This window comes from Fuerstiella sp. (assembly GCA_022447225.1).
Lineage (GTDB): Bacteria > Planctomycetota > Planctomycetia > Planctomycetales > Planctomycetaceae > S139-18.
On the sequence record JAKVAZ010000006.1, the window covers coordinates 125056 to 148583 of the forward strand.

Below are 23528 nucleotides of genomic sequence, written 5' to 3' on the forward strand. Positions count from 1 at the left end.
ACCTACTCGTTGGTTTGTCCATGTTCGAAATTTACCAACGTGCCCGTACTGCTGGCGCTGGTGTTCACAATACCTCAGAAATCTCAATTTCGAAATCACCTCAGTTCATGGATAGAGAATTAACCGTTCTCTGTCGTCAAAACCATTCTGTTACCAAAACCACTGCAACGTCATTACTGCAACCAAGTGAAACTTTTCTCATACAGATTTCTTCTGTGGCTGTCGAGTGGCCGCACCACGATCCTGTGTAAACTCTTTCTGTACTCAATCCCTCAACGAGTTGACCATGCTGCCCGCAATGATAATGAGCCTGACACTGACTGCCGGTCTTTCAGCGATTCCGGCAGTTCGATCTGTACCCGATACGACTGCAGGTGAGCAGACGAGGTTTGGCGGTGTGAAATGTGAAGGCGACTATCAACATCATCTGCAGGGAGTCTGTACCAATCAACGCGATTCCATTTACTGGTCGTTCACAACAGTCCTGGTCAAAACAGATCGCAATGGCACAGTCAGGAAGAGTCTGCCGGTGGCAAATCATCACGGCGATCTTTGTTTTCATAAAGGCAAACTGTATGCCGCCGTAAATCTGGGACGATTCAATGATCCGGACGGTAACGCTGATTCATGGGTCTACGTTTACGACGCGGACACCCTGCAGGAAACGGCAAAACACCGGACACCGGAAGTGTTCCATGGTGCCGGCGGCATTGGTGCCATGCAGGGTGAATTTTATGTCGTGGGAGGCCTCCCGGACGGGGTTGAGCAAAATTACGTCTACCGGTATGACTCACAGTTTCACTTTAAACGGAAACACGTCATCAGGAGTGGCTGGACAGAACTGGGAATACAGACGGCCACATTTCACCACGGCAGCTGGTGGTTTGGCTGCTACGGCACACCGAAAATCCTGTTGAAAACCGATTCCGGTTTCCGGATGCAGGGACGCTACGAGTTTGATGCATCACTGGGAATCGTGGGTGTCCACAACGACCATGTTCTGGTCGCAAAAGGGCTTCGCACAACAGAGCAGCGCTGCCTGGGTTCGCTGCATCTGGCACGACCCGATTCGGAGCAGGGGCTGGTGGTCGTCCCGGGCGGTAACGAATGACCGCAGCCCCGGGCTGACTTACGGTACCGGTTGGTAGAAGTACTTTTCGACCAGGTCCCGTGGTGGCGGCGGAGTCAGCAGAGTCACCCCATACCCCACCAAAAAGGAAGTCGTCAGCCCAATAATGATGGGATCCATGTCGAACAGTCGGTAGGCAGAAAATCCGTTGCCCTGCAGAAAGCCGATCAGATACATCGACAGGTGAGAACCAAATCCGGAGAGCATGGCTGCGATACATCCCTGAGCATTCGCACGCGGCCAGTACAGAGCATAGACAACCGCTGCCAGAAAACAGGCCGCCAAACCACTGCCGGTATACACGATAATGTCCTGCAGAAATTCAGGTGGATTCATCGCTCCAAACAGCGCCCCCAGGCCCGCCACCAGGGTGATCACGTAACTAAAGGTCTTGATTTTCTTTTCCTGTACCCCGGGATTGATGTTCCGCTGGTAGATGTCGCGAACCAGCGCGGAGGAGATCATCAGCAAAAAGCTGTCAACGGTGGACATCACGGCGGCAAACGGAGCCGCAATCAGCAGCCCGGCCAGCCAGCCCATTCCGATATTCGTGGTCAGTTCAATCGCCATCTGAGGCATAATCCGATCCGGTTCTGATTCCATGCCGGGCATCAGCACACGAGCACAGCAGAAGATGATCACCAGGGGGAAATAAATGGCGGAGTAATACACAGCAACAGTGAAGATCGACCGTCTCAGGGTGACGGTATCTTTAAAGGCCATCAGGCGGACCATATTGCTGGGTTGTCCGGTCCCGGAAATGGCCCACATGAAGAAGAACGAAATCGCCAGACTCAGCGGCAAAAATCCATCTGATTTCAGGCGGTGCGGTCCCGGTCCGGTGACGTACGATCCCGCCTGTTCCGGTTTGGCACCATAGGCGTAGTCGTTGATCTCGCTGATCTCCAGAGTGACCCGATCTGTGACGTTGCTGCGCTCGCGTCCCGATTCAAGTCGCCGCCGAACCTGTTCGATATCGTCCGCTGAAACGATTTCCCAGATTTCCACATTCGTCGCTTCCGGCTCACTGTTGGTGAGATCGAATCGGTCTTTGATCTTGAACAACCGCTCCCCGTCATTCTGTCCGGTGAAGATCCATGATCCCGACGGGACTGTCACGTCAGCGTTGTCCCCGATCGCTCTGATGATTCCAGTCCCTCTTCGGGGGGGAACCATTCTGACCATGCGATGAGTGACCTGTTCCAGTCCCGCCCCATCAACGGTTTGGGCAATATTTCCGGCCTGGTTGATCGCCAGCGGTAACATGATTACCACGCCAATCACCATCACCACCCCCTGCATCACATCGGTCCAGACCACCGCGTGAAAACCACCGTAAGTGGTGTACACAATCACCGCGACGCCAAAGACAACCAGGCACAAGAGGTATTCATTGCCCTGAGAACTAAGATTACCAATCCAGTCGGGCAGGCTGGCTGCTGCTGAAGTAAAAGCGTCAATCGGTCCCAGCAGGGTTTTGAGGATAGTGCTGCCACCCTTAAACTGAGCAATCAGATTAAACGTCATAAAAAACACGATCAGTGAGACTGAAATCAGCCCGAACGACACACTACGAAACCTGTCACGAAGGATATCGGGAATCGTGATCGCCCCGGCCGTTCGCGCCACCTCATTGATCCGTTTGCCCAGCAGCCCCATCACGCAGATCGGCACCACCATGTAACTGCCGATCCACAGGCCGAGACTCCAGCCGTGCGTGTAGATCTTACTGGGAAACCCCATGAAGCTGCCGCCGGAGGAACTCGTCGCCGCAAGCGTCAGTGCGAACGCCCACACCCCCAGACCACGACTGCCCAGGAAGTATTCGCTCAAAAAGCTTCGACCTTTGAGTAAGCGGTTTGACAGGCCCGCAATGACAAACACACCAACAATGTAGACCAGAAACGTCCATAAGACCGCCTGGCCTGAATCGGCCTGTCCCAGAGTTATCAGTTGCCGGATTCCGTTCATGCGGCACCTCCCGCGGTCTGCACAGCATCAGTTGCCAGCCCGTCTTCATCACCGGCTGCGCCCAAATCGTCATCCTTCATGAAAAAAAAGCAGATCCAGGCAGTGATCACGTCAGCCACGATCCACGGCAGCAGGATGCCGCCAAACAGCCAGCTGGGAATCCCCAGTGTTGTATTTAACGTTTCCACGCTGACCTGCCGGCCATAACCATTGATGTAACAGTAAGGGACTGACCAGCACAGCGCGACAAACCAAACGGCGAAAATCACCATCGCCTCGCGCCGCGAGTTGAGAAAGACACGGGTCGGTTGCAGACCAGTGGTTGTGTCTGTGGAAACGGGCGTGACGTCCTGGGAACTCATCCGAGACCTCGTGATGCCGGTGAAACAAAAAACATCCGTCGACCGCCGTGTGGCAGGAACTCCGAAAAAAAATAATTTCGGATGTTCCTGCTGCGGCCATACGCCAGGCAGTTCAATAGTTGCGGATGTTGTATCAGATCATCAGTCGGAACAAACCGTATATGCCCGTTTCCGGTTGTTCTGTTGAGAAGACACCGCGCTCTGCATTCCCGGAACCACCACGGATCTTCAGCATCGGTCCCCGTGACACCTCAGCGGCTACCGTCTGACACCCCCCATGTCTGGTTAACGAACTTTTACTTCACTGAAACCGAAAATCAGCTCAGCGGCGCAGAAACTCGAACGGCCGACAGTCAGGCTCCTTATTAACATCAATGGGCAACTGTTCATCCTCCTGTACGTCCGGGGTCTTTCAGTGATATAATTACCGTCTGCTGAGCACCAACCAAAACTGGTTACTGTTCGGCAGATGGAATCCATTCGCGGCCTCCTGTGCAGCAGAGTACAGCATCAGTGAGGACCGATCCGGCGTTCAGGCTGGTTCTCGGACTAAATGAGACGCTGCTGAACCACAACTCCAACTCCCTGTTATTGCCACTCACGTCAGGAATCGAGTGATGGAAATATGTTCGTCAGCTGAACTGCCAGGATACGACCGGCATCAATCCTACGAATGGAATTATGAAAGAGCACCATCGCCTGTGTCTTTGGAGGTACCGGCAGTCCAGGGAAAATGGTCGCTCTGCGGACTGCCCGTGGATTCACCGCTTGGTATTCCTGCCGGTCCGTTATTGAATGGTCGCTGGTGCCTGTATTATGCCAGTCTCGGGTTCGATGTGGTCACCTACAAAACTGTCCGCAGCCGGGCTCGCGAGTGTTATGTGATGCCCAACCTGCAGCCGGTGAAATGCGACCAGGTCTCCGAGCACATCACAGAGCTGCCGGCGTCTTCAACCATGAACGGAAGCTGGGCTGTGTCCTACGGCATGCCGTCCATGGAACCTGACGTGTGGCGGAAAGATGTGCAGGCAACTCGGACTGCCCTGCCACCAGGAAAACTGCTGTCGGTCTCCGTAGTAGCAACCGTGCAGGAGGGCTGGACCATTGACGACATAGCTGAAGACTACGCACTGTGCGCCAGGTGGGCAGTTGAAAGCGGTGCAGATATCGTTGAAACCAATTTCTCCTGTCCGAATGTTTCAACCAGGGACGGACAGCTGTACCAGAATCCGGATGCAGCACAGCAGGTAGCAGATTGTGTCCGGTCTGCGATCGGTCAGACGCCCTATATCGTCAAAATCGGCCATGTCCCGTCTCACGCGGCGGCGGCAGATCTGCTTGATGCGCTAAGAACCTCAACGTCAGCCATTGCCATGACTAACAGTGTCGCCACCCAAGTACGCGACGGTTCGCATTTGCTGTTCGACGGACAACGTCGAGGTATCTGTGGACAGGCAATTCTGGATGCGTCTGTGGATCAGGTAGCCATGTTCCATCAGCTCGTGGTGGAACGTCGTTCCGATATGGAGCTGATTGGTGTTGGAGGAATCAGTTCGGCAGCCGACGTTCAGCGATATCTGAGCTCCGGTGCCAGTGCGTGCCATCTGGCAACGGCTGCCATGACCAACCCTGGAATTGCCCTTCAGATCCGTTCTTCGCTGCAACCAGCAGGCTGAACCAATACAAAACGGGGTCCCGGACCGTCACCGAAATACAGGACGGACGGACAGGCATTCCCTACGGCTGCATCAGTCAGTACGGAGTGACACCAGTACCAAATCAGCAGAACAAGACAGCCCGACCATCCGCAAACGCAAATTAAATACGCGCCGGATGATCACGAAACGCCACCGACGTATCGATTTCGTATTCGTTTTCAAACGCCTCACCAAAATCGTAGACGTCAACAAAATCCTCCAGCCGATCATCTTCCGTCTTGCGCATGCGGCCGGATTCAATGAGTTCAAACACGATTCGCCCAAAATCCTCTGTGGTCGTGATTCCCCAGGCCGCAAGAACTGTTTTTGCCATTAAACCGAAGTGGCGCAGCGCCATTTCACGAACACCGTCCAGCAGTTCCTCGCCCGAAATGTGTCCGGCCTGTGGGGTCCCCCGATCGCGCCCCAGTTTTTCCTGAGCATACTGCAGAGCGGCAAACACAAACTGGTACGCATTAACATGATAAGCTGAACGACGGCTTTGGCCGCGAAGAACAGTCATGGGACGCGCTCGATAACGGGCTGTCGGAAAGATCGGATGCTGTTACCCATCATAAGGTCGAAGCAGCGCTGACTGAAGGGTCTGTCACAGATTTTGATCAGGATCTGAGTCGGACCTTCGTTTGTTTTCATGATTTTGCTTTGAAACGACGGTGACAATATCGTCCTGACCAGTAAGGAGTCGCCGCCCGTCATCATAACTCACCAGCAACTGGCGAGATAAAAGTTCCAGGGACACAACACGTCCCTGTCCCTGTTTGGTAACGACAGTTGATCCAACCGACGGCATTTCGCGACGGTTTTCCTCATAAGTTTCATATTCGTAGCGCAGGCAGCACTTCAGTCTTCCGCAGCGTCCGGAAATCTTGGCCGGATCGAGTGTGGCCTTTTGAAGCTTGGCCATTTTCATGGAGACCGGAGGCATCTCATCCAGATGCGTATTGCAGCACACCGGTTTTCCGCAGTCTCCGTAATCGGCAAGCAGTCGCGCTTCGTCGCGAACCCCCATCTGCCTCATTTCGATCCGAGCGTTAAACTCGCCGGCCAGCTCCCGCACCAACTCCCGAAAGTCAATCCGCTTCTCGGCCAGGTAGAAAAATACGATTCGCTCACCACCGAAGATCTGCTCCACATCAACCAGTTTCATTTGCAGTTTGCGGTGATTGATGATTCGTTCAGCATCGACGAAGTATTGTTTTTCCCGTTCTGCGACTTCATCCCGTGAGCGTCTGTCCTCGTCTGTAGCAGATCGCAGAATCCGACCGATTCTTCCGTTTTCACCCAGCCACTCCCGAGTCCTCGAGGAGGACTGACTCAATACGGTCCCCCATTCGACTCCTCGATCTGTTCGGATGATGACCGCGTCACCACGTCTTACGGTATCCCGCGGCCGCGTCGTGAATTCCCTTAGAATCCTCATCGCCCCGTAGCGCACCACCACGCGGGAGAAGTCATCCGGCTGATTCGTCTCTGACATATCGTCCCCCTTATTACCGGACCGAATGACACCGCAGCTCAGCCCCCCAGTATAGGACATACAAAGCGGAAATGAGAAGTCGGTGGAATCGAATCTGTTTTTGAGATTTTTCTGCACGAAATCCGAAACAAATTGTCACAGATACTCCTGCAAAGACTGATTTTGACTGCGGAACGTCCCAGTTCGGATGTGCTCGGTTGTACGAGTCGGCCGGTCCGACTCTTTCGGAATTTGCGATTGCGGAAGATCATCACTTTTCGTTCGTCCGGCACCCGGTATTCGGTATACCCGCTGAGAGGAACATAGGAATCCATTTCCATGCGACTAACACTGCGAACACTGCTGGCCTATCTGGATGACCGATTGTCATCTGCCAATGCCCGCGAAATTGGAAGAAAACTAAACGACAGCGCTTTCGCTCAGGATCTTGCGGATCGAATTCGAACAGTCATGCGTCAACGCCGGCTCACAGCACCGGGACGCCGAGTCAAGTTGATCGATCCGAATTTGATCGCCGAATACCTTGATGACCAACTCACTCCGGAACTGGTCTCACTGATCGAAAAGGAAGTTCTGTCGTCGGATTTCTCGCTGGCAGAAGTCGCTGCGTCTCATGAGGTTATCGGACTGTTGGGGGACCCGGTCGATCTGGCCCCGCGTCTCAGAGAACGGCTGCACAATCAGAATCCTCATCGCCGGAAAAAAACTGAGACCACTGATCACGAACATGAGAAGGCCGGTCAACAAAAAGATTCAGAACCACAGCAGGAAGTGTGGAAACCGCTCGCGCCCCAGCGGCCATTTTCGCCACGTTCACCGGCACTGATTCTGGCTGTCCTGCTGGTCGGCTGGCTGGCACTGTTGCTGACGGACAAGCTGTTTATGGAATCCAGTTCGAATCTCGCTTCATCGGATATGAATTCGCTGCCGGCAAACAATCGGGAACCGGAAAATAAACAACCCTCGGACGCTGAGGAAGCGGTTGGGGCAAAATCACAACAGTTTCCGGCAGAAGACACCAGTTCGGACCCGGAAATCGCGAACCAGGAAAACCAGGTCCCACCCGCCGGGTCTGAGAATCCGGCAGGAATAATGACAGACATTCCTGGTGCAGATTCCCAAGTCATCGCCAACGAAAACAACAGGGAAGACAGCCACCCGGTGGAAACTCGACCGGCCTTGTCCCCCGATCAATTGCCGAACCACACAGAGATTGCAGATACCGGATCACCAGACGGCCCTGACAGCGAAAGATCAGCTGAGGCTGACGACAATGAGACAGCCACCCCGCCTGTGCCTCGGAAATTCGAGTTTCTGTTGGATGATCCCGGTGAAATGCTGCTTTCCCGTTCACAGGACGGCAATGACTGGATGAGAGCTGCGGCGCTTCAGGCCAATGGTTCGGACTGGCACGATCTTGTTACAGATCGCATTTTGGCCCTGCCGAATCCATTCACGGCACAGATCAGCCCCGTCAGTGCCGGCTGGACAGCCACCTTGGTTTCCCCCTGTCTGGCACAGTTTCAGGACGGTGTGTGGCCGGAACTTCATCTGTATGACGGCCGTTGCATTGTGCTTCCCGAACAGTGGAATATCGATGAGGATGCTGCGGTACTGAAACTCGTTGCCGGAGGAACGTCGGTGAACTGTTCCCTGGCCGATGACGACCTGCGATTGGGGATTCTGGTTATTCCGACCCCGCCCGTTTCCCCGGAATTATCCCGGCCTGATCCAAACGATCTCCTGGTTCCCGGCAACGGGGAAAATCCACCGGTTCCCGCAGATACCCAGGATGACCTTGAAAACAAAACCGAACAACTTCCGCTCACCGGGGACGCATCTGTGGTCCTGTACCTCGCCGGAGGCAGCATGGTGGTCAAAGCCGACGGGATCGAAGACATCAACGTTGACAAAGGACAAGCGATCCGGTGGGCAACAGTATCAGGAAGTGTGCAGGGAGTTCAGCTCAGCGACCGGACCCGGCTGGATACGGTCCCTGACTGGGTGTTTACCGCCGGAGAACCTGCCGTCATCGAAATTGAACAGGCCAAATCAAAATTCGCGGCTGATCTGAAACATTCTGAGTCAGTGATTCAGAATGCACAGCAGCTTTGTGAAGTCAGGAATCCGCTGCAGGCCAGGTTCGCCGCTTCCGTGCTTTCGGTATCCCGTGAGGTAGACATTCTTGCCCAGGTTCTGCTGCAGACTGATGAAGAACAGGTTCGCATTGAAACGATTGATGGATTGCGTAACGCGGCAATTCAGACGCTGCCCGGTCGGCAAGCCGTCATGCGAGCACTTGAAAACAGACTACCCATGCGGGATCTGGGACATTTTATGCGACTGTTCGAAGGAGTCACGCGGGATGATGCACAACAGGAAGAAACCAGTCTCTGGCTGGTTGCCATGCTGCGACATGACCGGGCACCCATCCGACAACTGGCATACATGACTCTAACTGATCTCACAGGAAAGATTTATGGCTATCACCCGGACAGCCCCTCCGGTCAGCGCAACGACTCCGTGCGTCGATGGGAACGAGTGCTCAAAAATAACGGAAATCGTATTCTGGTTCCTCAGTAATTATCAGCACAAATGATTCAGACCGAATCAACTGAACGTTTCGCTTCCGGACGAATGAATTACCCGCAGTCCACCCACTCACCCACAACGCACGAACACCCTGAAAGCAGGTAACCCGCACGAAAAAACGGAAATAAAATCCCGCGGAACACAACCGCATGTCGATAGCATGCTCACGGCTCATTTTCTACGATTCCAGTGGTGTGAGAATACACCAACTTCGGACCGTAAGTTCTGCGTCACAATGCCGGGGTTGTGCTGACATGAGTGGATTCTCTTTCGATAACCGTCGTGGTTACTGCATCGTCCGGTTTGAGTCGACTCTGCTTGATATGTCGTGGGGCGACGTTGAAAGCGGAGCAGCTGAGATCTCCGAAAAACTTCGGGCAGCTGATACGGGTAATGTAATCGTTGACCTGACTCCGATGGAGTTGATTCAGAGTGATCTGGTCGCATCGATGCTGCGAATGTGGAAGTCCACAGATCATCACTCCAAGCGTCAACTAGTTGTTGCGGCACCCAGTGATGTCGTCAAAGAAGTACTGCGGTCTGCCGGACTGTTCAAAGTTTTCTCCGTGGTACACAGTCTTGACGATGCTTCCACTGAGATTGGAGCAGCCAAGCTCGAACAGAGACACAAGCAGGGACCCTCGTCCGGAGGCAGCCGTTCTTCGTGGGCTATCGCAGTCGTGATGCTGCTGGTCGGCGTCGCAGTTGGTGCTGCTGCGATGTACTTTGCTAATTCAGGTGGCGGTCAGAATGATGAAGCCGGGTTGTCGCCGATTGGATATGGCAATATTAACAACGAAGGCTCTGAAGAAGCTGATGAATCAGAGACTTCGGACGACGCCGTCAGCAGCGAATCATCCATCCTGGATAAAACTGGTGAACTGACCGTCCGCGGCAACAAGCCGGAACCGGATAATGATGACGACAATGATGACGGTGTCATCGAGGCTGACATCGAAGCACCCGATACTGATTCTGAAGACAATTGATTTGTGCTGGGCGCCGGGAAGTGCTTTACCATCCGCCCCGAATGGCCGCATTTCCCCGTCAGCGTGTTCTCCCCTGGAGCCTAAGTAAAAGGTACAGTGACTATGTCATCTACCACTTCCGGACGACCCGACAATGCAGCGCTGTCAGCGGAACTGATCGAATTGCTGGGCGTCGTGGAACCCGGTGCGATTGCAGATATGCTGCTTCAGCGAGCACATTCCTACGGTGCCACAGACATCCATCTGGATTCGGTCGCAAATGGGATGCGGATTCGGTTCCGGATCGACGGATTTCTGCAGGACATTTGTCCGGTTCCGGCAGCAAAAGCCACAAACATCATTTCACGAATCAAAGTTCTGTCCAACATGGACATAACCGAACGTCGCCTTCCGCAGGACGGACGTATTTCGTCTACTCACCTGGACGGCGTCGACCGTGATGTTCGTGTCGGAACGATGTCCACCATTTATGGTGAACGGATTGTCATGCGACTGATGCCGGATCCGACTCAGTTGACGACACTGGACAGTCTTGGAATGTACGAAGATCAGCTGGAGCAGATTGAGCGTCTGCTCAAGACCCCTTACGGACTTGTTCTGGTTGTGGGACCGGTGGGTGCAGGAAAAACTACGACTCTGTACAATTTTGTCTCTTCCCTTAACCGTCCCGAAAAGAGCATCGTGACCATCGAGGATCCGGTGGAACGAAGGCTTACCGGTTCCAGCCAGATTCAGGTGGATAACAAATCCGGCCTGACGTTCCCTGTGGCATTGCGAGGAGTTCTGCGTCAGGACCCAAATATCATGTGCATTGGTGAAATCCGTGACGCAGAAACCGCGAAAATTGCCAGCCGGGCAGCTACCACCGGGGTGCTGGTCATGTCGACCCTGCATGCAAACGATACCGCATCCGCAGTGGATGTCCTGCGTCAGTTTGGAATCCCCTCAATGGTGATCGCAGACTCGTTACGTGCCGTGATTTCACAGCGGCTTATTCATCGCCTCTGTGAAACTTCTCGACGAGAGATTGCGCCCGATGAAGCGGCTCGCCGGGTACTGAACCTGCCCGACGACGACTCAACCACCAAAATCGCCGAAGGTGTCCCGGCGCCATGTAACTTCCAGACCGGATACAATGGCCGCACGGCAATTTTTGAGACGATGATGGTCGGACGGCACTTGAAAGAAGCTATCCACAAAGATGCAGCATCCTATGAAATCGCAGATGCCGCACTGGAAGACGGAATGATCTCACTCGAAGAGTCTGCACGCCGTCGTGTGCTCGATCATACGACGTCGCTGTCCGAACTGCATCGCATGATGATCGACAAATCTCTGCTGTAACGTCCGGAATTTCAGCCAGTGCGTAACAGCGACTAAAAGATTCCCAACTGGTCACGGGCATCGTCTGTCATCCGCTCCGGAGTCCATGGCGGTGACATTGTCAGACTGATTTTTGCCACATCAATGTCGTGCAGCCGCTCCAGTGCCATTTTGGCCTGCTGGACAAGTTGCGGCCCGGCAGGACAGGCCGGACTGGTCAGGGTCATTTCGACGGCAACCCCCTGTGTCACGTCTTCATCTTCATCGGCTGCCACCGAATAGATCAGCCCCAAGTCCACAATATTGACCATCAATTCCGGATCAATCACCTGACGCAAGGCGTCCAGCCAGTCGGTTTCTGTCGAGGAAGCAGTCTGGGCAGCGGCTACTGCTTCATTCTTTTTGTCGATGGACTCGTCGGGGCTCACGGCATCGTCTGACATGCGAATCAATCCGAGCATACTGGGGTTGTAGAGGTCTGGTGGATGTTCCCAAAAACAACAGGCATTTAGCCAGGACCGGCCCAAACACCGTCTTCCCGAACTTCCACATGGAACGTACGAATTCCGCTGGTTGCCGGCATACAAAGGGCAGCGCCGGTTTTCAAGTCGAATTTCGCTCCATGCCGCGGACATTGAATAGAACAACCATCAACATTCCCCTCCGTGATCGGCTGACCGTCGTGTGAACAAACATCTTCGATTACAAAATAATCATCGTCAATTCGAATCAGCAACGCCGGAAGATCGTCGACAAAAACGGATCGACGTTCTCCCGGCTGCAGTTCCCCGGTCGTGGCAACCTGTTCCATGATGTGCACTGGTAATCTAAAAAAGAATTGATGTGGCGAACTCAAACCGCGAGGACGAGGCAGAACACAAAAAAAGGAAAACGGGCAGTTACATGTCCGCAAACACCCCGACGTCCGGTCCGGATCTGCTCATAATGTCCACTGGTCAGAAAATCATTTCGGCGACCAGCCTGCGTGAGCACTATAACATTTCTCGCAGTCGATTTAACGTGTTCCGACATGGAAACTCAGCGCAATACGGACGGTTTTGGTCTGCAGCAGCAGCCGAAGCATGCCATTGGTTTCCCGGAGATTCAGCACGCGAGCAAGATACTCAACCGAAAATGAACACCAGACGCCCCCTGCTCGCCAGGTAAATTCGTGACAGTTTTCAAGTAAATACCATGTCCTTCTAATGACCGTTCTTCTCAGGCGGGTCGTCAATGACAGTCAGTAACCGTTTGAGCCAGTCGATCAACCTGTTTTCAACACGGGCAGCAATCAGGCTGATGTCCTGATGATCCAGCGGAACTCCGGCACGTCCGGCTGCCGGATTTGTGATGCACGATATTCCCAAAATTTCCATTCCCAGCTGCCTTGCCATGATGGCTTCCGGCACCGTACTCATCCCCACCGCATCAGCTCCCAGCATGGTCAGCATCCTGACTTCCGCCGGTGTTTCATAGTTAGGACCGGGCATCATGGCGTAGCAGCCGGTATGAATCGGCAATTCCGTTTCGATTTGATGCGCGATCTTCCGCAATCGGTGACTCCACACAGGCTCACCGGCCTGGAAGACACCTGGGCAGGTCGCCTGAATCTTCAGCGGGCTCATGTCAATCAAACTCAGATGATCGACAATGGTCATCAGGTCACCAGGCCGCAGAAACGGACTGATTGCCCCGGCCGCATTGGTCAGGATCAGGGTTCGAACTCCCAGTTCAGCCAACAGAGATACCGAAAACGTCACATCAAAAAGTGACCAGCCTTCATAAAAGTGCGATCGCCCCTGCAGAAATACACAACGCCTGAACGACCGGCCTCCGGCGACAATACGCCCCGCGTGTCCCGCGACTGCGGACACCGGCATCCCGGGAACGTCTTCATAAGCCACAGCGGTGGCGCCGCTGCGCAGTGCCCGGTCGGCCACCCCGCCGAGGCCGGACCCAAGAATCACGGCCACCAGTGGAGAGTCATGGATACCGGCACGAGCCCACATGGCACTCACCATGTCGGCAGCCGTGCGCACCCGTGAAACACTGTCGGTCGGGGATTTCAGCTTTGACATGGTTGAAGAAATCTGCAGGAATCAGCGGGGAACGCCGGAGCATGAGCGTACGGGATTAGAACTTCCCTCGCCGATCCGCAGACCGCGAAATCCACGGATTTTCGGAAAATCACTCAACATCCAAACCCGCAATCATTCGGTGAACAATGGCTCTGCCGCCCTCAGCTGACAGAACAATCCATCGATGATTTCAGCTGTGGGCTCAATCCGATTAACATGAGAACTCCCGTCACCCAATTCCATCGCTGTGCTGAAAAATAATTGACGTGTCCACTTTACTCACAACCGCAGCCGCTGACAGCGCAGCAACTGAACGCTTACGGACCTCTCTCAAACGATACTGGGGATATGATTCCTTTCGACCGCTGCAGCTGGAGTCGATGCAGCTGGTGATGCAAAAACGCGATTCAGTAGTCGTTCTGCCGACCGGAGGCGGAAAATCTCTGTGTTACCAGGTGCCGGCTGTTTGTCGTGAGGGCATGGCGATCATCGTCAGTCCTCTGATTGCTCTGATGAAAGACCAGGTCGATGCACTCAGCGCCTGCGGTGTCCCGGCTGCATTTGTCAATAGTTCGCTGAGTCTGGATGAACGCCGAAGTGTCGCACAACGGGTAACATCCGGTGAACTCAAAATGCTGTTCGCAGCACCGGAACGTCTGGTTCAGGAATCAACGATTCAATTCCTGCGACAGACCACCATCAGTTTCATTGCAATTGACGAAGCCCACTGCATCAGTCACTGGGGACATGACTTTCGACCGGAATACCGTCAGCTTCATGTCCTTAAAACAGCATTTCCGGAAGTATCGTTCCATGCATTCACTGCCACCGCGACCGAACGTGTCCGCAGCGACATCTGTCAGCAGATGGAATTGGTCGATCCCAAGGTACTGGTTGGATCATTTGACCGTCCCAATCTGACCTATCGTGTCGAACGACGTTATGATGCAGTCAATCAGATCCGCGGCGTGCTGCAGGGGCGGCAGGGCGAGTCCGGAATCATATACTGCATCAGCCGCAGCAATGTGGAGGAAACCAGCCACGCATTGAATGCCCTTGGCTACCGAACGCTTCCGTACCACGCAGGACTCGATGCCGACGTCCGCAGGAAACACCAGGAATCATTCATTAATGACGATGTGGAGATCATTGTTGCCACGGTAGCCTTTGGAATGGGTATCGACAAAAGTAATGTTCGCTTCGTAATTCACGCCGAAATGCCACGAAGTGTGGAAGCATGGCAGCAGGAAAGTGGTCGCGCCGGACGCGATGGTCTGGAAGCCGACTGCTGGCTGTTCTTTTCCGGCCGCGACGTGAGTACCTGGGAGTTTCTGATCGATCAATCGGAAACCGAAGACAATCGCGTCGCTTCGCGAGCAGCCTTGTCCGAAATGGAATCATTCTGCATCAGCCATCGCTGCCGGCATCGGCACATTTGTGCACATTTTGGTGAAACACTCAACAAAACCAACTGTGGGGCCTGTGATATATGCCTGGAAGAAACCGAACTGGTGGCTGATGCCACCACCATTGCTCAAAAGATTCTTTCCGGTGTGTGTCGACAGAATCAGGGATTCGGAGCCAGCTACACCTGTCAGGTTCTCCGGGGATCCCGCAACAAAAAGATTCTTGCCAATGGACACCACAGGCTCAGTACGTGGGGACTGTTGAAAGAGGAATCCGAGCACGTCGTTCGCAGCTGGATCGACCAGTTGATCGGTGGTGAACTGCTACTCAAAGATGGTGAGCACTCGGTTCTGAAAGTCACGGAGGCCGGATGGGAAGTGATGCGAAGTAACAGAGAAGTGACACTCTCCCGCCCACGTTCTCGTCGGCACAGCGCGGCTGTCAGCGAACGCTGGGATGGTGTAGACCGGGGGCTGTTCGAACATCTGCGGGGAATTCGAATGGAGATCGCCTCAGAACGCGGTGTTCCCCCTTATGTGATCTTTGGTGACGTGACGTTGCGGGAGCTTGCCAAACGCCGTCCAACGACCGCAGCGGGTATCCTGCATATCTATGGAATCGGTGCTCAGAAACAGGAACAATTTGGTACGCAGTTCACATATGAAATCGCACAATGGTGCACAACTCACGGACTCGACCATGATCTCAGCATCGATAACCGTCACCCTTCCACACAATCACTACCAAAGTCCGCCGGATCGGAACGTACGTCGACTTCCAGCCGTTATTTCGACCTGTTTGAACAGGGTCTCAGCATCGAAGACGTCTGCCTGCAACTCGATCGCGTTCAAAGCACCGTGGCAGGCTACCTGGTCACGTTCATCCAGCGTCGAAACATCAGTGACCCGTCGAGGTGGGTACCTGCCGAGACAGTCGCAAAGATTGAAGCCGTACTCGCGAAACAGGACAGTCAGCAGCTGAAGCCGATATTCGAAGCACTCCAGCGTAAAATCAGCTTCGAAGACATCAGGATCGTCATTGCCTGTCAGAACAACAGGTAATTTCAGGTGGTGCTGATCAGCCCGAATCAGCTAACCGGATTCGCCCATTCCGACGATGGCAAAAATCCCTCACCACGGTGCGCCTGGTGATTTTATTCGCTGAAAGGGTCCCGGGGATCCACCGTCCGTTTGCGGTTACCATCACCAGGCCGGACCTGCAGAACGCAGAATTCATAGACAGGCCCAGCACGGATCACCAAACGAATGCTTGCGGCAGGCGTACGGATGATCGAAACTGTATGAGATAAGCTCCGTTCGACTGGGACTTCGGATTTCAGAAAATCTGCTTCGCGTGAGTCAATCGCGTCGACCAGCAGGCATCCCGGCGACCAGGGAGGCGGAAACTCGTCTGGTCTGATCCACCTGCCTTGTTAGAGTCTGTTCAGAACGACGGCAAACAGACTCCGTCCGAGCCACAGGTGTCCGGAAATCCGACAATTTTCAAGACTCCGCCGGAACGATTTATGCGATATCTCACGTCCTGTATCCCATTTCTTTGTATGGCCGCCACCGTTGCTGAAGAAGGCCCTTCACCGGAAGGCATCGCGTTCTTCGAAACGCACATTCGCCCGGTGCTGATCGAAAAGTGTTACCAGTGTCATTCCGCCAAAGCACAAAACGCAGGCAGGCTTCAGGGTCAGCTTCTGCTGGACAGCCGGGATGCGATCCGAAGCGGTGGCGACAGCGGTCCGGCCATTCTGCCGGGAGACCCCAATTCCAGTCTTTTGATCTCTGCGATTCAGCACGAGTCACTGGAAATGCCACCGAAATCCAGGCTGCCACAGGACGTGATTGACCATTTCATCCGCTGGGTGACCATGGGGGCTCCGGACCCCCGTGACGGTGCCGGCCCGCTGCAAACCAAACCGGATATCGACATCGCTGCCGGTCGAACATTCTGGTCGTTCCGACCACTGCAAAAACCGTCACCCCCCGATGTGGCCCAGGCTCCCTGGCCCCGCAACGACATCGATCGTTTCATTCTGGCGAAGCTCGAAGCGGCCAACATCGCTCCCAACCAGACGGCTGACCGGGTAACACTCATCCGTCGGCTGTACTTTGACATCCAGGGACTGCCTCCGGAACGTGCTGCGGTGGAGGCTTTTGTCAGCGATACATCACCGGACGCCTACGAACGGCTGGTTAATGATTTAATGGGAAGCCGGCATTTTGGGGAGCGGTGGGCCCGGCACTGGCTCGACCTGGCAAGGTTTGCAGAAAGCAACGGATACGCGTTCGACAACGATCGCCAGGCGGCGTTTCACTTTCGTGATTTTATCATTAAAGCGTTCAACGACGATATGCCGTATGACGAGTTCATTCGGCTGCAGGTGGCAGGAGACCTCATCGCCCCGCAGGACTACATGGCCCAGGCCGCTACCGGTTTCCTTGCCGCCGGTCCGTTCACCACCCAGCAAACTCAGAAAGAACGTGAACGAAGTCGCTACGAGCAGCTGGACGACATCGTTGGAACACTGGGCACCTCAATGCTGGGACTGACGATCGGATGTGCCCGTTGCCACGATCATAAATTTGATCCGGTGGGCCATCACGACTATTACCGCTTTACCTCGTGCTTCGAAAGAACAGGATTCCAGGACTACGACTGGGATCCGGATCCGACGGGCACAAAAGCCGCACTGGATGCTTTCAACGCGGAGCACCAGCCTTATATCGATGCACGCTCTGACTTTCAGCAAAAAACTCTGCCCGGTCGTCTGGCCGACTGGGAGCAGGCCAGCAAACAAACCACGGCCGAAATAGACCTTAGCCCCTGGCACCATATCGGACCGTTTACTGCCGATGATTTCAGGACAACCTTCGATCAGACATTTGAACCTGAAAACTCCATTGACCTGAAACAACCGATTGGAAAACGGAAGTGGGCCGTAAAACCGGAATGGAAAGATGCCACTGTTCATAATACTTTGAGTGGCGATCACGCAGCGAACTATCTGTTTCGCACGATTGAAGTTTCAGAAGCAACGCAACTGGATGTGTCATTCGGATTCGATGACGGCATTAAAGTATTTTTGAATCAGAAACTCGTGTTGAATGAACCGGCAATGGGGCCCGTGTCTGCAACTCAGCAGCTGATGACTTTGACACTGCCGGAAGGACGCAGCGAGCTGCTGCTGAAGATTGTCAACGCCGACGGACCATCAGGTTTCTATTTCGATTCCCAGGCAACGCCTCCTCCTGAAAACATTGGGGCAATTCTCGCTCTGGCAGACAGCACACGAAGTGAGCCTCAGCAGCAGGAACTGCTGAACTGGTTCGCACCGCGCGACCGGGAGTGGGCCAGACTGGATCAGGCGGAAAAACTCCATCTGCAAAACAAGCCGCAGCCGCCGTACACCAAGGTGTTTGCGGCGCGCACCGGGGGAGCCACCTACAGTTTTGGTGAAGATACCCGCAAGGTGTACTTCCTCGCCCGCGGCAATTCGAATTCCAAAACAGGACGAGCAACCCCGGCGTTCCTGCGTGTCCTGATGACCAGTGATAATCAAGAACAAAAATGGCTTATGAGCAGTACAGAGGGAGCAGAACCCGCCGCCAGACCTCCTCGTATGGCCCTGGGTGAATGGCTCACCGACTCTCAGCACGGAGCCGGCCACCTGTTAGCGCGAGTGATCGTCAACCGTCTGTGGCAGCATCACTTTGGTATGGGCATCGTTGCCACACCCAGTGACTTCGGCCGTCAGGGGGCCCTTCCCACTCATCCCGAACTCCTTGATTACCTTGCCAGGAAACTGATTGAAGGTGACTGGAAGCTCAAACCGATCCACAAACTCATTTTGACGAGTGCCGTTTACAGACAAAGCGGAGAGTCCCGCCCCGCCGGTCTGAAGAACGATCCTGACAATCGTCTGTGGTGGCGGCGACCGCCACAGCGTCTGGACGCCGAAATCATTCGTGACAACCTGCTTGCCGTCAGCGACACACTCGATCTGCGAATGTTTGGGGCCGGATCCCTCGAGCAAACCGACGTGCGACGCAGCGTGTACCTGAAAATGAAACGAGGAAATCTGATTCCGTTCCTGCAGCTGTTCGATGCACCCGACGGTATGCAGGGGATCGGGGATCGAGGCGTCACCACGGTTCCGCCGCAGGCACTGGCAATGATGAACTCACCATTGATTCGCAAGAAGGCAGAACAACTTGCCGCTCGACTTGAGAAACAGTCAGCCATGATTCCCGCGGAGATTGTCCGCAACGGATTCTGGACAACATTGTCTCGACCTCCGCAGCCAGGTGAAGCCAAACAGATGGTCGGATTCATCAACGATCAGGCAGCCATGTATGGCAACAAGGAAACGGCGATGACCACCGCTGTTGCCGATTATTGTCAGCTGATGTTGTGTCTGAATGAATTTATCTATATCGATTGATACGTTTGCACGTTCTGTCACATGCCAGCCATGCCTGCACGACAACAGGACTCAGATTTAAACAGGTGTCTCCATGAACTCACCGACTTTTGATTTTGAATCACGACGACGGTTTCTGCAAACAGCGGCTCTGGGAAGCGGCAGCCTTGCTCTGACCAGGCTGCTGAGCGATCAGGGGCTGCTGTCCACCGCAGATGCCGCCGGTGACACTCAACTGATGCAGTCCCGAAATCCGCATTTTGAACCGAAAGCAAAATCCATCATCTGGCTGTTCATGCCAGGCAGTCCGTCGCAGGTGGATACGTTCGACTATAAACCGGAACTTCAGCGTCGTAACGGTCAGAAACTGAAAGGCGCCGATCCGAAAACCGGGTTCTTTACCACCAGCGGCAAACTGTTGAAGTCCCCGTTTCGATTTCGCCGTCACGGTGAATCCGGTGCCTGGGTCTCTGAGATTTTTCCTCACCTCTCAAATCACGTGGACGACATGTCGTTCATCTATTCGTGCTTTTCACAGTCAAATAATCACACGCCGGCAATGCTGGAAATGAATTCCGGAATGTTCCTGCAGGGCCGCCCTTCTGTGGGATCCTGGATCACCTACGGCCTGGGGACAGAAAACCGCAACCTGCCGGGATTTGTGGTTCTGCACGGACACATGCCGCGGGGAGGCAAGCCAATCTGGTCACCCGGATTTCTGCCTAAAGTGTACCAGCCAACATCAATCGACGGTCGCAGTGAACAGCCGATTTCCAATCTGGGTCGTCGGGCCTCCATGTCAGATTCTCAGCAGCGCGCACAGCTTGATGTACTCAAAGCAATGAACGCGGCACATCGGGAACTCAGGCCGCATGAAGCCGATCTGGCTGCTCGGCTGGAGTCATTCGAACTGGCTTACCGTATGCAGACAGCAGCACCGGAAGCCATGGACATTTCCAAAGAATCCGAACAGACACAAAAAGCTTACGGTGTCGATCAGGAAGACACCAAACTCGTCGCCAGGCAATGCATTACGGCCCGTCGTCTGGTCGAACGTGGTGTGCGTTTCGTGCAACTCTACGCGGGAACAAACGGAAAGGGCGGCGGGGTTGCCGACGTGCCCTGGGACGGCCACAGCGACATTCAGACCAATCACCGCGGAGCCGCTGTCAGCGTTGACAGACCAATTGCCGCGTTACTGGCCGATTTGAAGGAACGCGGACTGCTGGAGGACACCTTAGTGATCTGGGGAGGTGAATTTGGTCGAACTTCCGACTCACAGGCAAGTCTGGGCCGCGACCACAACCCCAACGCATTCACCATGTGGATGGCCGGCGGCGGAATCCAGGGAGGTGTCCACTATGGAGTCAGCGATGATTTTGGTTACAAATCTGTGGAAAACCGTGTTAGCGTGAACGACCTGCACGCCACGATTCTGCATCTCATGGGAATCGATCACGAGAAACTCACATACCGATTCAACGGTAGGGATTATCGTCTCACCGACGTCGCCGGCAACGTAATCAATGAGATCATCGTCTAAACAATCTGTGTCACGTGACATCCGAACTGACAACAGCCGCAGGTTACTGCCACGTCAATTCACAACCAGCCCCGTCTGTGCCTGATATCCGCACCGCCCGCCCGCAGTACCGCCAAACGTCGATAATACTTGGTCCGAACCCTCATCTTGTGGTAAATTAGCTCAGTGCTCGTCTTGTCCAACCGAATGACGGAGCTGTGATCAGCATTTTTTCGATGCCGCAGCACTGCTGTCCGGGACACTGACTACGTTTGACCGTTCATCGACTGCCGGAGAAATCGAATGCTGGAAATTGGCGATTTTCGGGCGGTTACCTGCGGCGGTGTCACACGTCGGTCGTTTCTGCAGTTCGGATGCTCGCTCCCCGCAGCCCTGGGACTGGCGGGAGCTCCGGCCCAAGAAACAGCCAGAGCCAAATCTGTGATCTTCGTGTTCCTGTGGGGAGCACCCAGCCATCTGGACACCTTCGACCCAAAACCGACGGCACCGGTAGAATATCGAGGACCGTTTGGAACGATTCCAACCCGAACCCCCGGGGTTCATTTCACCGAACTGCTGCCGCGCACTGCGATGCGCAGTGACCGCTTCAGCCTGGTTCGAACCAACGTAGGAATCAGCTCGTCCGGAGGACACCCCAGAGGAGGAACGGTTGCGCTCACCGGTTTCGAGGAAATGCCGGAACCTGTTCAACAGCCGACCTTCGGGTCGATCGTCGGAAAGCACCGGGGAAACACCGGATCCCTTCCCGGATTCTTCTCACTCACCAACGGAAAACTGACCGCAGGCGGTGAGTATATCAAAGGTGACGGCGGCGGCATTCTTTCGAGGGCTCAGGATCCGTTTATGGTCGGTTGCTCCCAGCAGGGCGTCGTCAAAATCCCTTCGATGAAACTGCTCAATGGCCTGAGTCCCGCACAGATCAATGACAGAAAAACGCTGCTAACACACCTCAACGCTGATCGGGTCACTCTCGACAGCGGAGCAGTGCGCGACTGGGGGAGAACTTGGGGAACCGCCTACGACCTGCTGATGGATTCCAGTGCACGCAGCGCACTGGATCTCACCCGTGAATCCACCGCAACCCGGGCGCGGTACGGACAGTCGGAGTTCGGTCAAAGCGCCCTTTTGGCACTGAGACTGGCTGAAGCCAGGGTTCCCTACATTCAGCTTAACTACAGTCGCGACTGTGATGCATTCAATCCGGGTTTCGAAATCGGCTGGGACACCCACATCTACAATTTCGAACTGCTGCAGGATCAATTGTGTCCAATTTTTGACAGAGCCTTCTCGGCGTTACTGGACGACCTCAGTGATCGGGGAATCTTGGAAGAAACCCTCGTCGTTTGTATGGGGGAATTTGGCAGAACACCAAAAATCAGCAATCGGGCCGCACGGGACCACTGGACGAAATGTTACTTTTCGCTGTGGGCCGGTGCAGGCATTCAGGGAGGACACGTGATCGGCGAAAGTGACCGCACCGGCCAGGAACCTCATTCCGGCCCCGCCGTCACGGCTCTTAACGTGGGAACCACGATTGCCGAACTGGCCGGCGTCAACAGTCAGGCTCGAGCCGAAATGAAGGTCCTCGAAGGGGGAGCCGTGATAAATGAGCTTCTTTGACCGCGTGTGTCTGTACGCTGTCGCCTGCTTGGTCGTTGTGGTGTGTGCGGGGCAGCATAGTCAGGCCGATTCGCTGCGACTCACCAGCGACGGAATCCTCAAGGCGAGTCCGGTGTACTGTAAGGACGGCACCGAACTGGTCTATGCCCTGCTGGAGAATGCAGAGCGATATTGTCTGATGAAAATGAATGTCGCCAACGGACACATCGAGTCACTCCGTAAGGACGCAACCACGGCCGAATTTGAACCGGCCTGCTCTCGTGACGGCCGCTACTGTGCCTTTATACGTCAACGAGGAGTATTGAGTCTGTCGATGGCCATCTTCGACCGTCAGTCGAATTCACTGGTGGAAGTGCTGCCACCGGCAGGGTTTGCGGGAATGCGCAGTCCGGCGATTTCACCCGAAAATTCCCGGGTGCTGTATTCGTTTGCTGACGGAGGACGGCAGCACATTTATGTGACCAATCTGCAGGCAGAGAATCCGGTGAAGCTGACCGACAGTTCCGGTATCGACAACTGGCCGAGCTTTTCACCGGACGGTCGGTTGATCGTGTTTGGCTCGTCCCGTGACGGAGCGTTTGAGATCTATGTCATGCAGCGCGACGGTTCTGGAGTCAGACGCATCACTCACTGTCCGTTTCAGGACATTCGACCACGTTTTTCGCCCGACGGACAACGGATTGCATTTGTCAGTCACCGCGACGGCAATAGTGAGATCTATGTAGTCAATGTCGACGGCAGCGGTCTTACCCGGGTTACCAATCACACGGAACGGGATGATTACCCGGACTGGCACCCGGACGGAAAGCGACTGGTGGTGGTCTCAGAACGAAACGGTCAGCATGATTTGTATCTGCTAAACGTTCCGTAAGTCCCCAAGGCTCTGT

17 protein-coding genes are annotated in these 23528 nt (G+C 54.5%); 10 read left to right on the forward strand and 7 right to left on the reverse strand.

The annotated features are described in order from the left end of the window. The first annotated feature begins 286 nt into the window (after positions 1-286). Positions 287-1111 (forward strand): hypothetical protein, encoded by an 825-nt coding sequence (locus MK110_05155; protein MCH2210666.1) that lies wholly within the window; start codon positions 287-289, stop codon positions 1109-1111. Positions 1112-1129: 18 nt separating this feature from the next. Here the strand turns inward: MK110_05155 and MK110_05160 are convergent, their stop codons facing one another. Together MK110_05160 and MK110_05165 are read right to left on the reverse strand one after the other, a co-directional pair. Beyond that, positions 1130-3100, reverse strand: a complete 1971-nt coding sequence (locus MK110_05160; GenBank protein MCH2210667.1) for a hypothetical protein — start codon at positions 3098-3100, stop codon at positions 1130-1132. Next, positions 3097-3462, reverse strand: a complete 366-nt coding sequence (locus MK110_05165) for a hypothetical protein (GenBank protein ID MCH2210668.1) — start codon at positions 3460-3462, stop codon at positions 3097-3099. The genes MK110_05160 and MK110_05165 overlap by 4 nt, the downstream gene beginning before the upstream one ends. A gap of 617 nt (positions 3463-4079) precedes the next feature. On the opposite strand from MK110_05165, the gene MK110_05170 reads away from it, so the two are divergent. Further along, positions 4080-5138, forward strand: coding sequence for a hypothetical protein (locus MK110_05170; protein ID MCH2210669.1), 1059 nt, complete (start codon positions 4080-4082; stop codon positions 5136-5138). Between the two features lie 142 nt (positions 5139-5280). On the opposite strand, the gene MK110_05175 is transcribed toward MK110_05170, so the two are convergent. Both MK110_05175 and MK110_05180 read right to left on the reverse strand, forming a co-directional pair. Next, the gene (locus MK110_05175; GenBank protein ID MCH2210670.1) at positions 5281-5682 is read right to left on the reverse strand and encodes a hypothetical protein; all 402 of its coding nucleotides are present in this window, start codon (positions 5680-5682) and stop codon (positions 5281-5283) included. An 84-nt stretch (positions 5683-5766) separates the two neighbouring features. After that, entirely contained in the window at positions 5767-6657 is an 891-nt protein-coding gene (locus MK110_05180; GenBank protein MCH2210671.1) for a signal peptidase, read from the reverse strand. A 318-nt stretch (positions 6658-6975) separates the two neighbouring features. Between MK110_05180 and MK110_05185 the strand changes: the two genes are divergently transcribed. The 3 genes from MK110_05185 to MK110_05195 all read left to right on the forward strand — a co-directional run bounded on the left by MK110_05185 (position 6976) and on the right by MK110_05195 (position 11582). Continuing rightward, positions 6976-9240 carry a hypothetical protein gene (locus MK110_05185; protein MCH2210672.1) on the forward strand — a complete coding sequence of 755 codons (2265 nt, stop codon included), beginning with the start codon at positions 6976-6978 and terminating at the stop codon, positions 9238-9240. A gap of 263 nt (positions 9241-9503) precedes the next feature. Further along, complete coding sequence (locus MK110_05190; protein MCH2210673.1) at positions 9504-10238, forward strand: hypothetical protein; 735 nt, start codon at positions 9504-9506, stop codon at positions 10236-10238. Between the two features lie 102 nt (positions 10239-10340). Further along, the gene (locus MK110_05195; protein ID MCH2210674.1) at positions 10341-11582 is read left to right on the forward strand and encodes a GspE/PulE family protein; all 1242 of its coding nucleotides are present in this window, start codon (positions 10341-10343) and stop codon (positions 11580-11582) included. 32 nt (positions 11583-11614) lie between these two features. Here MK110_05195 and MK110_05200 read toward each other — a convergent pair whose 3' ends face one another. The 3 genes from MK110_05200 to MK110_05210 all read right to left on the reverse strand — a co-directional run bounded on the left by MK110_05200 (position 11615) and on the right by MK110_05210 (position 13639). After that, complete coding sequence (locus tag MK110_05200; protein MCH2210675.1) at positions 11615-12004, reverse strand: metal-sulfur cluster assembly factor; 390 nt, start codon at positions 12002-12004, stop codon at positions 11615-11617. A 65-nt stretch (positions 12005-12069) separates the two neighbouring features. Next, positions 12070-12372 (reverse strand): non-heme iron oxygenase ferredoxin subunit, encoded by a 303-nt coding sequence (locus MK110_05205; protein ID MCH2210676.1) that lies wholly within the window; start codon positions 12370-12372, stop codon positions 12070-12072. 391 nt (positions 12373-12763) lie between these two features. After that, positions 12764-13639: a purine-nucleoside phosphorylase gene (locus MK110_05210; protein ID MCH2210677.1), complete on the reverse strand. Its 876-nt coding sequence runs from the start codon at positions 13637-13639 to the stop codon at positions 12764-12766. Between the two features lie 266 nt (positions 13640-13905). Here MK110_05210 and recQ point away from each other — a divergent pair, with 266 nt between their 5' ends. From recQ to MK110_05235, 5 genes are all read left to right on the forward strand, one after another. Further along, positions 13906-16107, forward strand: a complete 2202-nt coding sequence (recQ, locus tag MK110_05215) for a DNA helicase RecQ (protein ID MCH2210678.1) — start codon at positions 13906-13908, stop codon at positions 16105-16107. Between the two features lie 464 nt (positions 16108-16571). After that, entirely contained in the window at positions 16572-19499 is a 2928-nt protein-coding gene (locus MK110_05220; protein ID MCH2210679.1) for a PSD1 and planctomycete cytochrome C domain-containing protein, read from the forward strand. 73 nt (positions 19500-19572) lie between these two features. Continuing rightward, complete coding sequence (locus MK110_05225; GenBank protein ID MCH2210680.1) at positions 19573-21021, forward strand: DUF1501 domain-containing protein; 1449 nt, start codon at positions 19573-19575, stop codon at positions 21019-21021. A gap of 282 nt (positions 21022-21303) precedes the next feature. Next, the gene (locus MK110_05230; GenBank protein MCH2210681.1) at positions 21304-22641 is read left to right on the forward strand and encodes a DUF1501 domain-containing protein; all 1338 of its coding nucleotides are present in this window, start codon (positions 21304-21306) and stop codon (positions 22639-22641) included. Continuing rightward, on the forward strand, positions 22628-23512 hold the full coding sequence (locus MK110_05235; GenBank protein MCH2210682.1) for an LpqB family beta-propeller domain-containing protein: 885 nt from the start codon (positions 22628-22630) through the stop codon (positions 23510-23512). Before MK110_05230 ends, MK110_05235 begins: the two co-directional genes overlap by 14 nt. Positions 23513-23528: the final 16 nt, after the last annotated feature.

What these genes read in the sequence shown, in the direction of transcription:
- MK110_05155 (MCH2210666.1), top strand. Translation starts at nt 287, where the DNA reads ATGCTGCCCGCAATGATAATGAGCCTGACACTGACTGCCGGTCTTTCA.
- MK110_05160 (MCH2210667.1), bottom strand. Translation starts at nt 3,100, where the DNA reads ATGAACGGAATCCGGCAACTGATAACTCTGGGACAGGCCGATTCAGGC.
- MK110_05165 (MCH2210668.1), bottom strand. Translation starts at nt 3,462, where the DNA reads ATGAGTTCCCAGGACGTCACGCCCGTTTCCACAGACACAACCACTGGT.
- MK110_05170 (MCH2210669.1), top strand. Translation starts at nt 4,080, where the DNA reads ATGGAAATATGTTCGTCAGCTGAACTGCCAGGATACGACCGGCATCAA.
- MK110_05175 (MCH2210670.1), bottom strand. Translation starts at nt 5,682, where the DNA reads ATGACTGTTCTTCGCGGCCAAAGCCGTCGTTCAGCTTATCATGTTAAT.
- MK110_05180 (MCH2210671.1), bottom strand. Translation starts at nt 6,657, where the DNA reads ATGTCAGAGACGAATCAGCCGGATGACTTCTCCCGCGTGGTGGTGCGC.
- MK110_05185 (MCH2210672.1), top strand. Translation starts at nt 6,976, where the DNA reads ATGCGACTAACACTGCGAACACTGCTGGCCTATCTGGATGACCGATTG.
- MK110_05190 (MCH2210673.1), top strand. Translation starts at nt 9,504, where the DNA reads ATGAGTGGATTCTCTTTCGATAACCGTCGTGGTTACTGCATCGTCCGG.
- MK110_05195 (MCH2210674.1), top strand. Translation starts at nt 10,341, where the DNA reads ATGTCATCTACCACTTCCGGACGACCCGACAATGCAGCGCTGTCAGCG.
- MK110_05200 (MCH2210675.1), bottom strand. Translation starts at nt 12,004, where the DNA reads ATGTCAGACGATGCCGTGAGCCCCGACGAGTCCATCGACAAAAAGAAT.
- MK110_05205 (MCH2210676.1), bottom strand. Translation starts at nt 12,372, where the DNA reads ATGGAACAGGTTGCCACGACCGGGGAACTGCAGCCGGGAGAACGTCGA.
- MK110_05210 (MCH2210677.1), bottom strand. Translation starts at nt 13,639, where the DNA reads ATGTCAAAGCTGAAATCCCCGACCGACAGTGTTTCACGGGTGCGCACG.
- MK110_05220 (MCH2210679.1), top strand. Translation starts at nt 16,572, where the DNA reads ATGCGATATCTCACGTCCTGTATCCCATTTCTTTGTATGGCCGCCACC.
- MK110_05225 (MCH2210680.1), top strand. Translation starts at nt 19,573, where the DNA reads ATGAACTCACCGACTTTTGATTTTGAATCACGACGACGGTTTCTGCAA.
- MK110_05230 (MCH2210681.1), top strand. Translation starts at nt 21,304, where the DNA reads ATGCTGGAAATTGGCGATTTTCGGGCGGTTACCTGCGGCGGTGTCACA.
- MK110_05235 (MCH2210682.1), top strand. Translation starts at nt 22,628, where the DNA reads ATGAGCTTCTTTGACCGCGTGTGTCTGTACGCTGTCGCCTGCTTGGTC.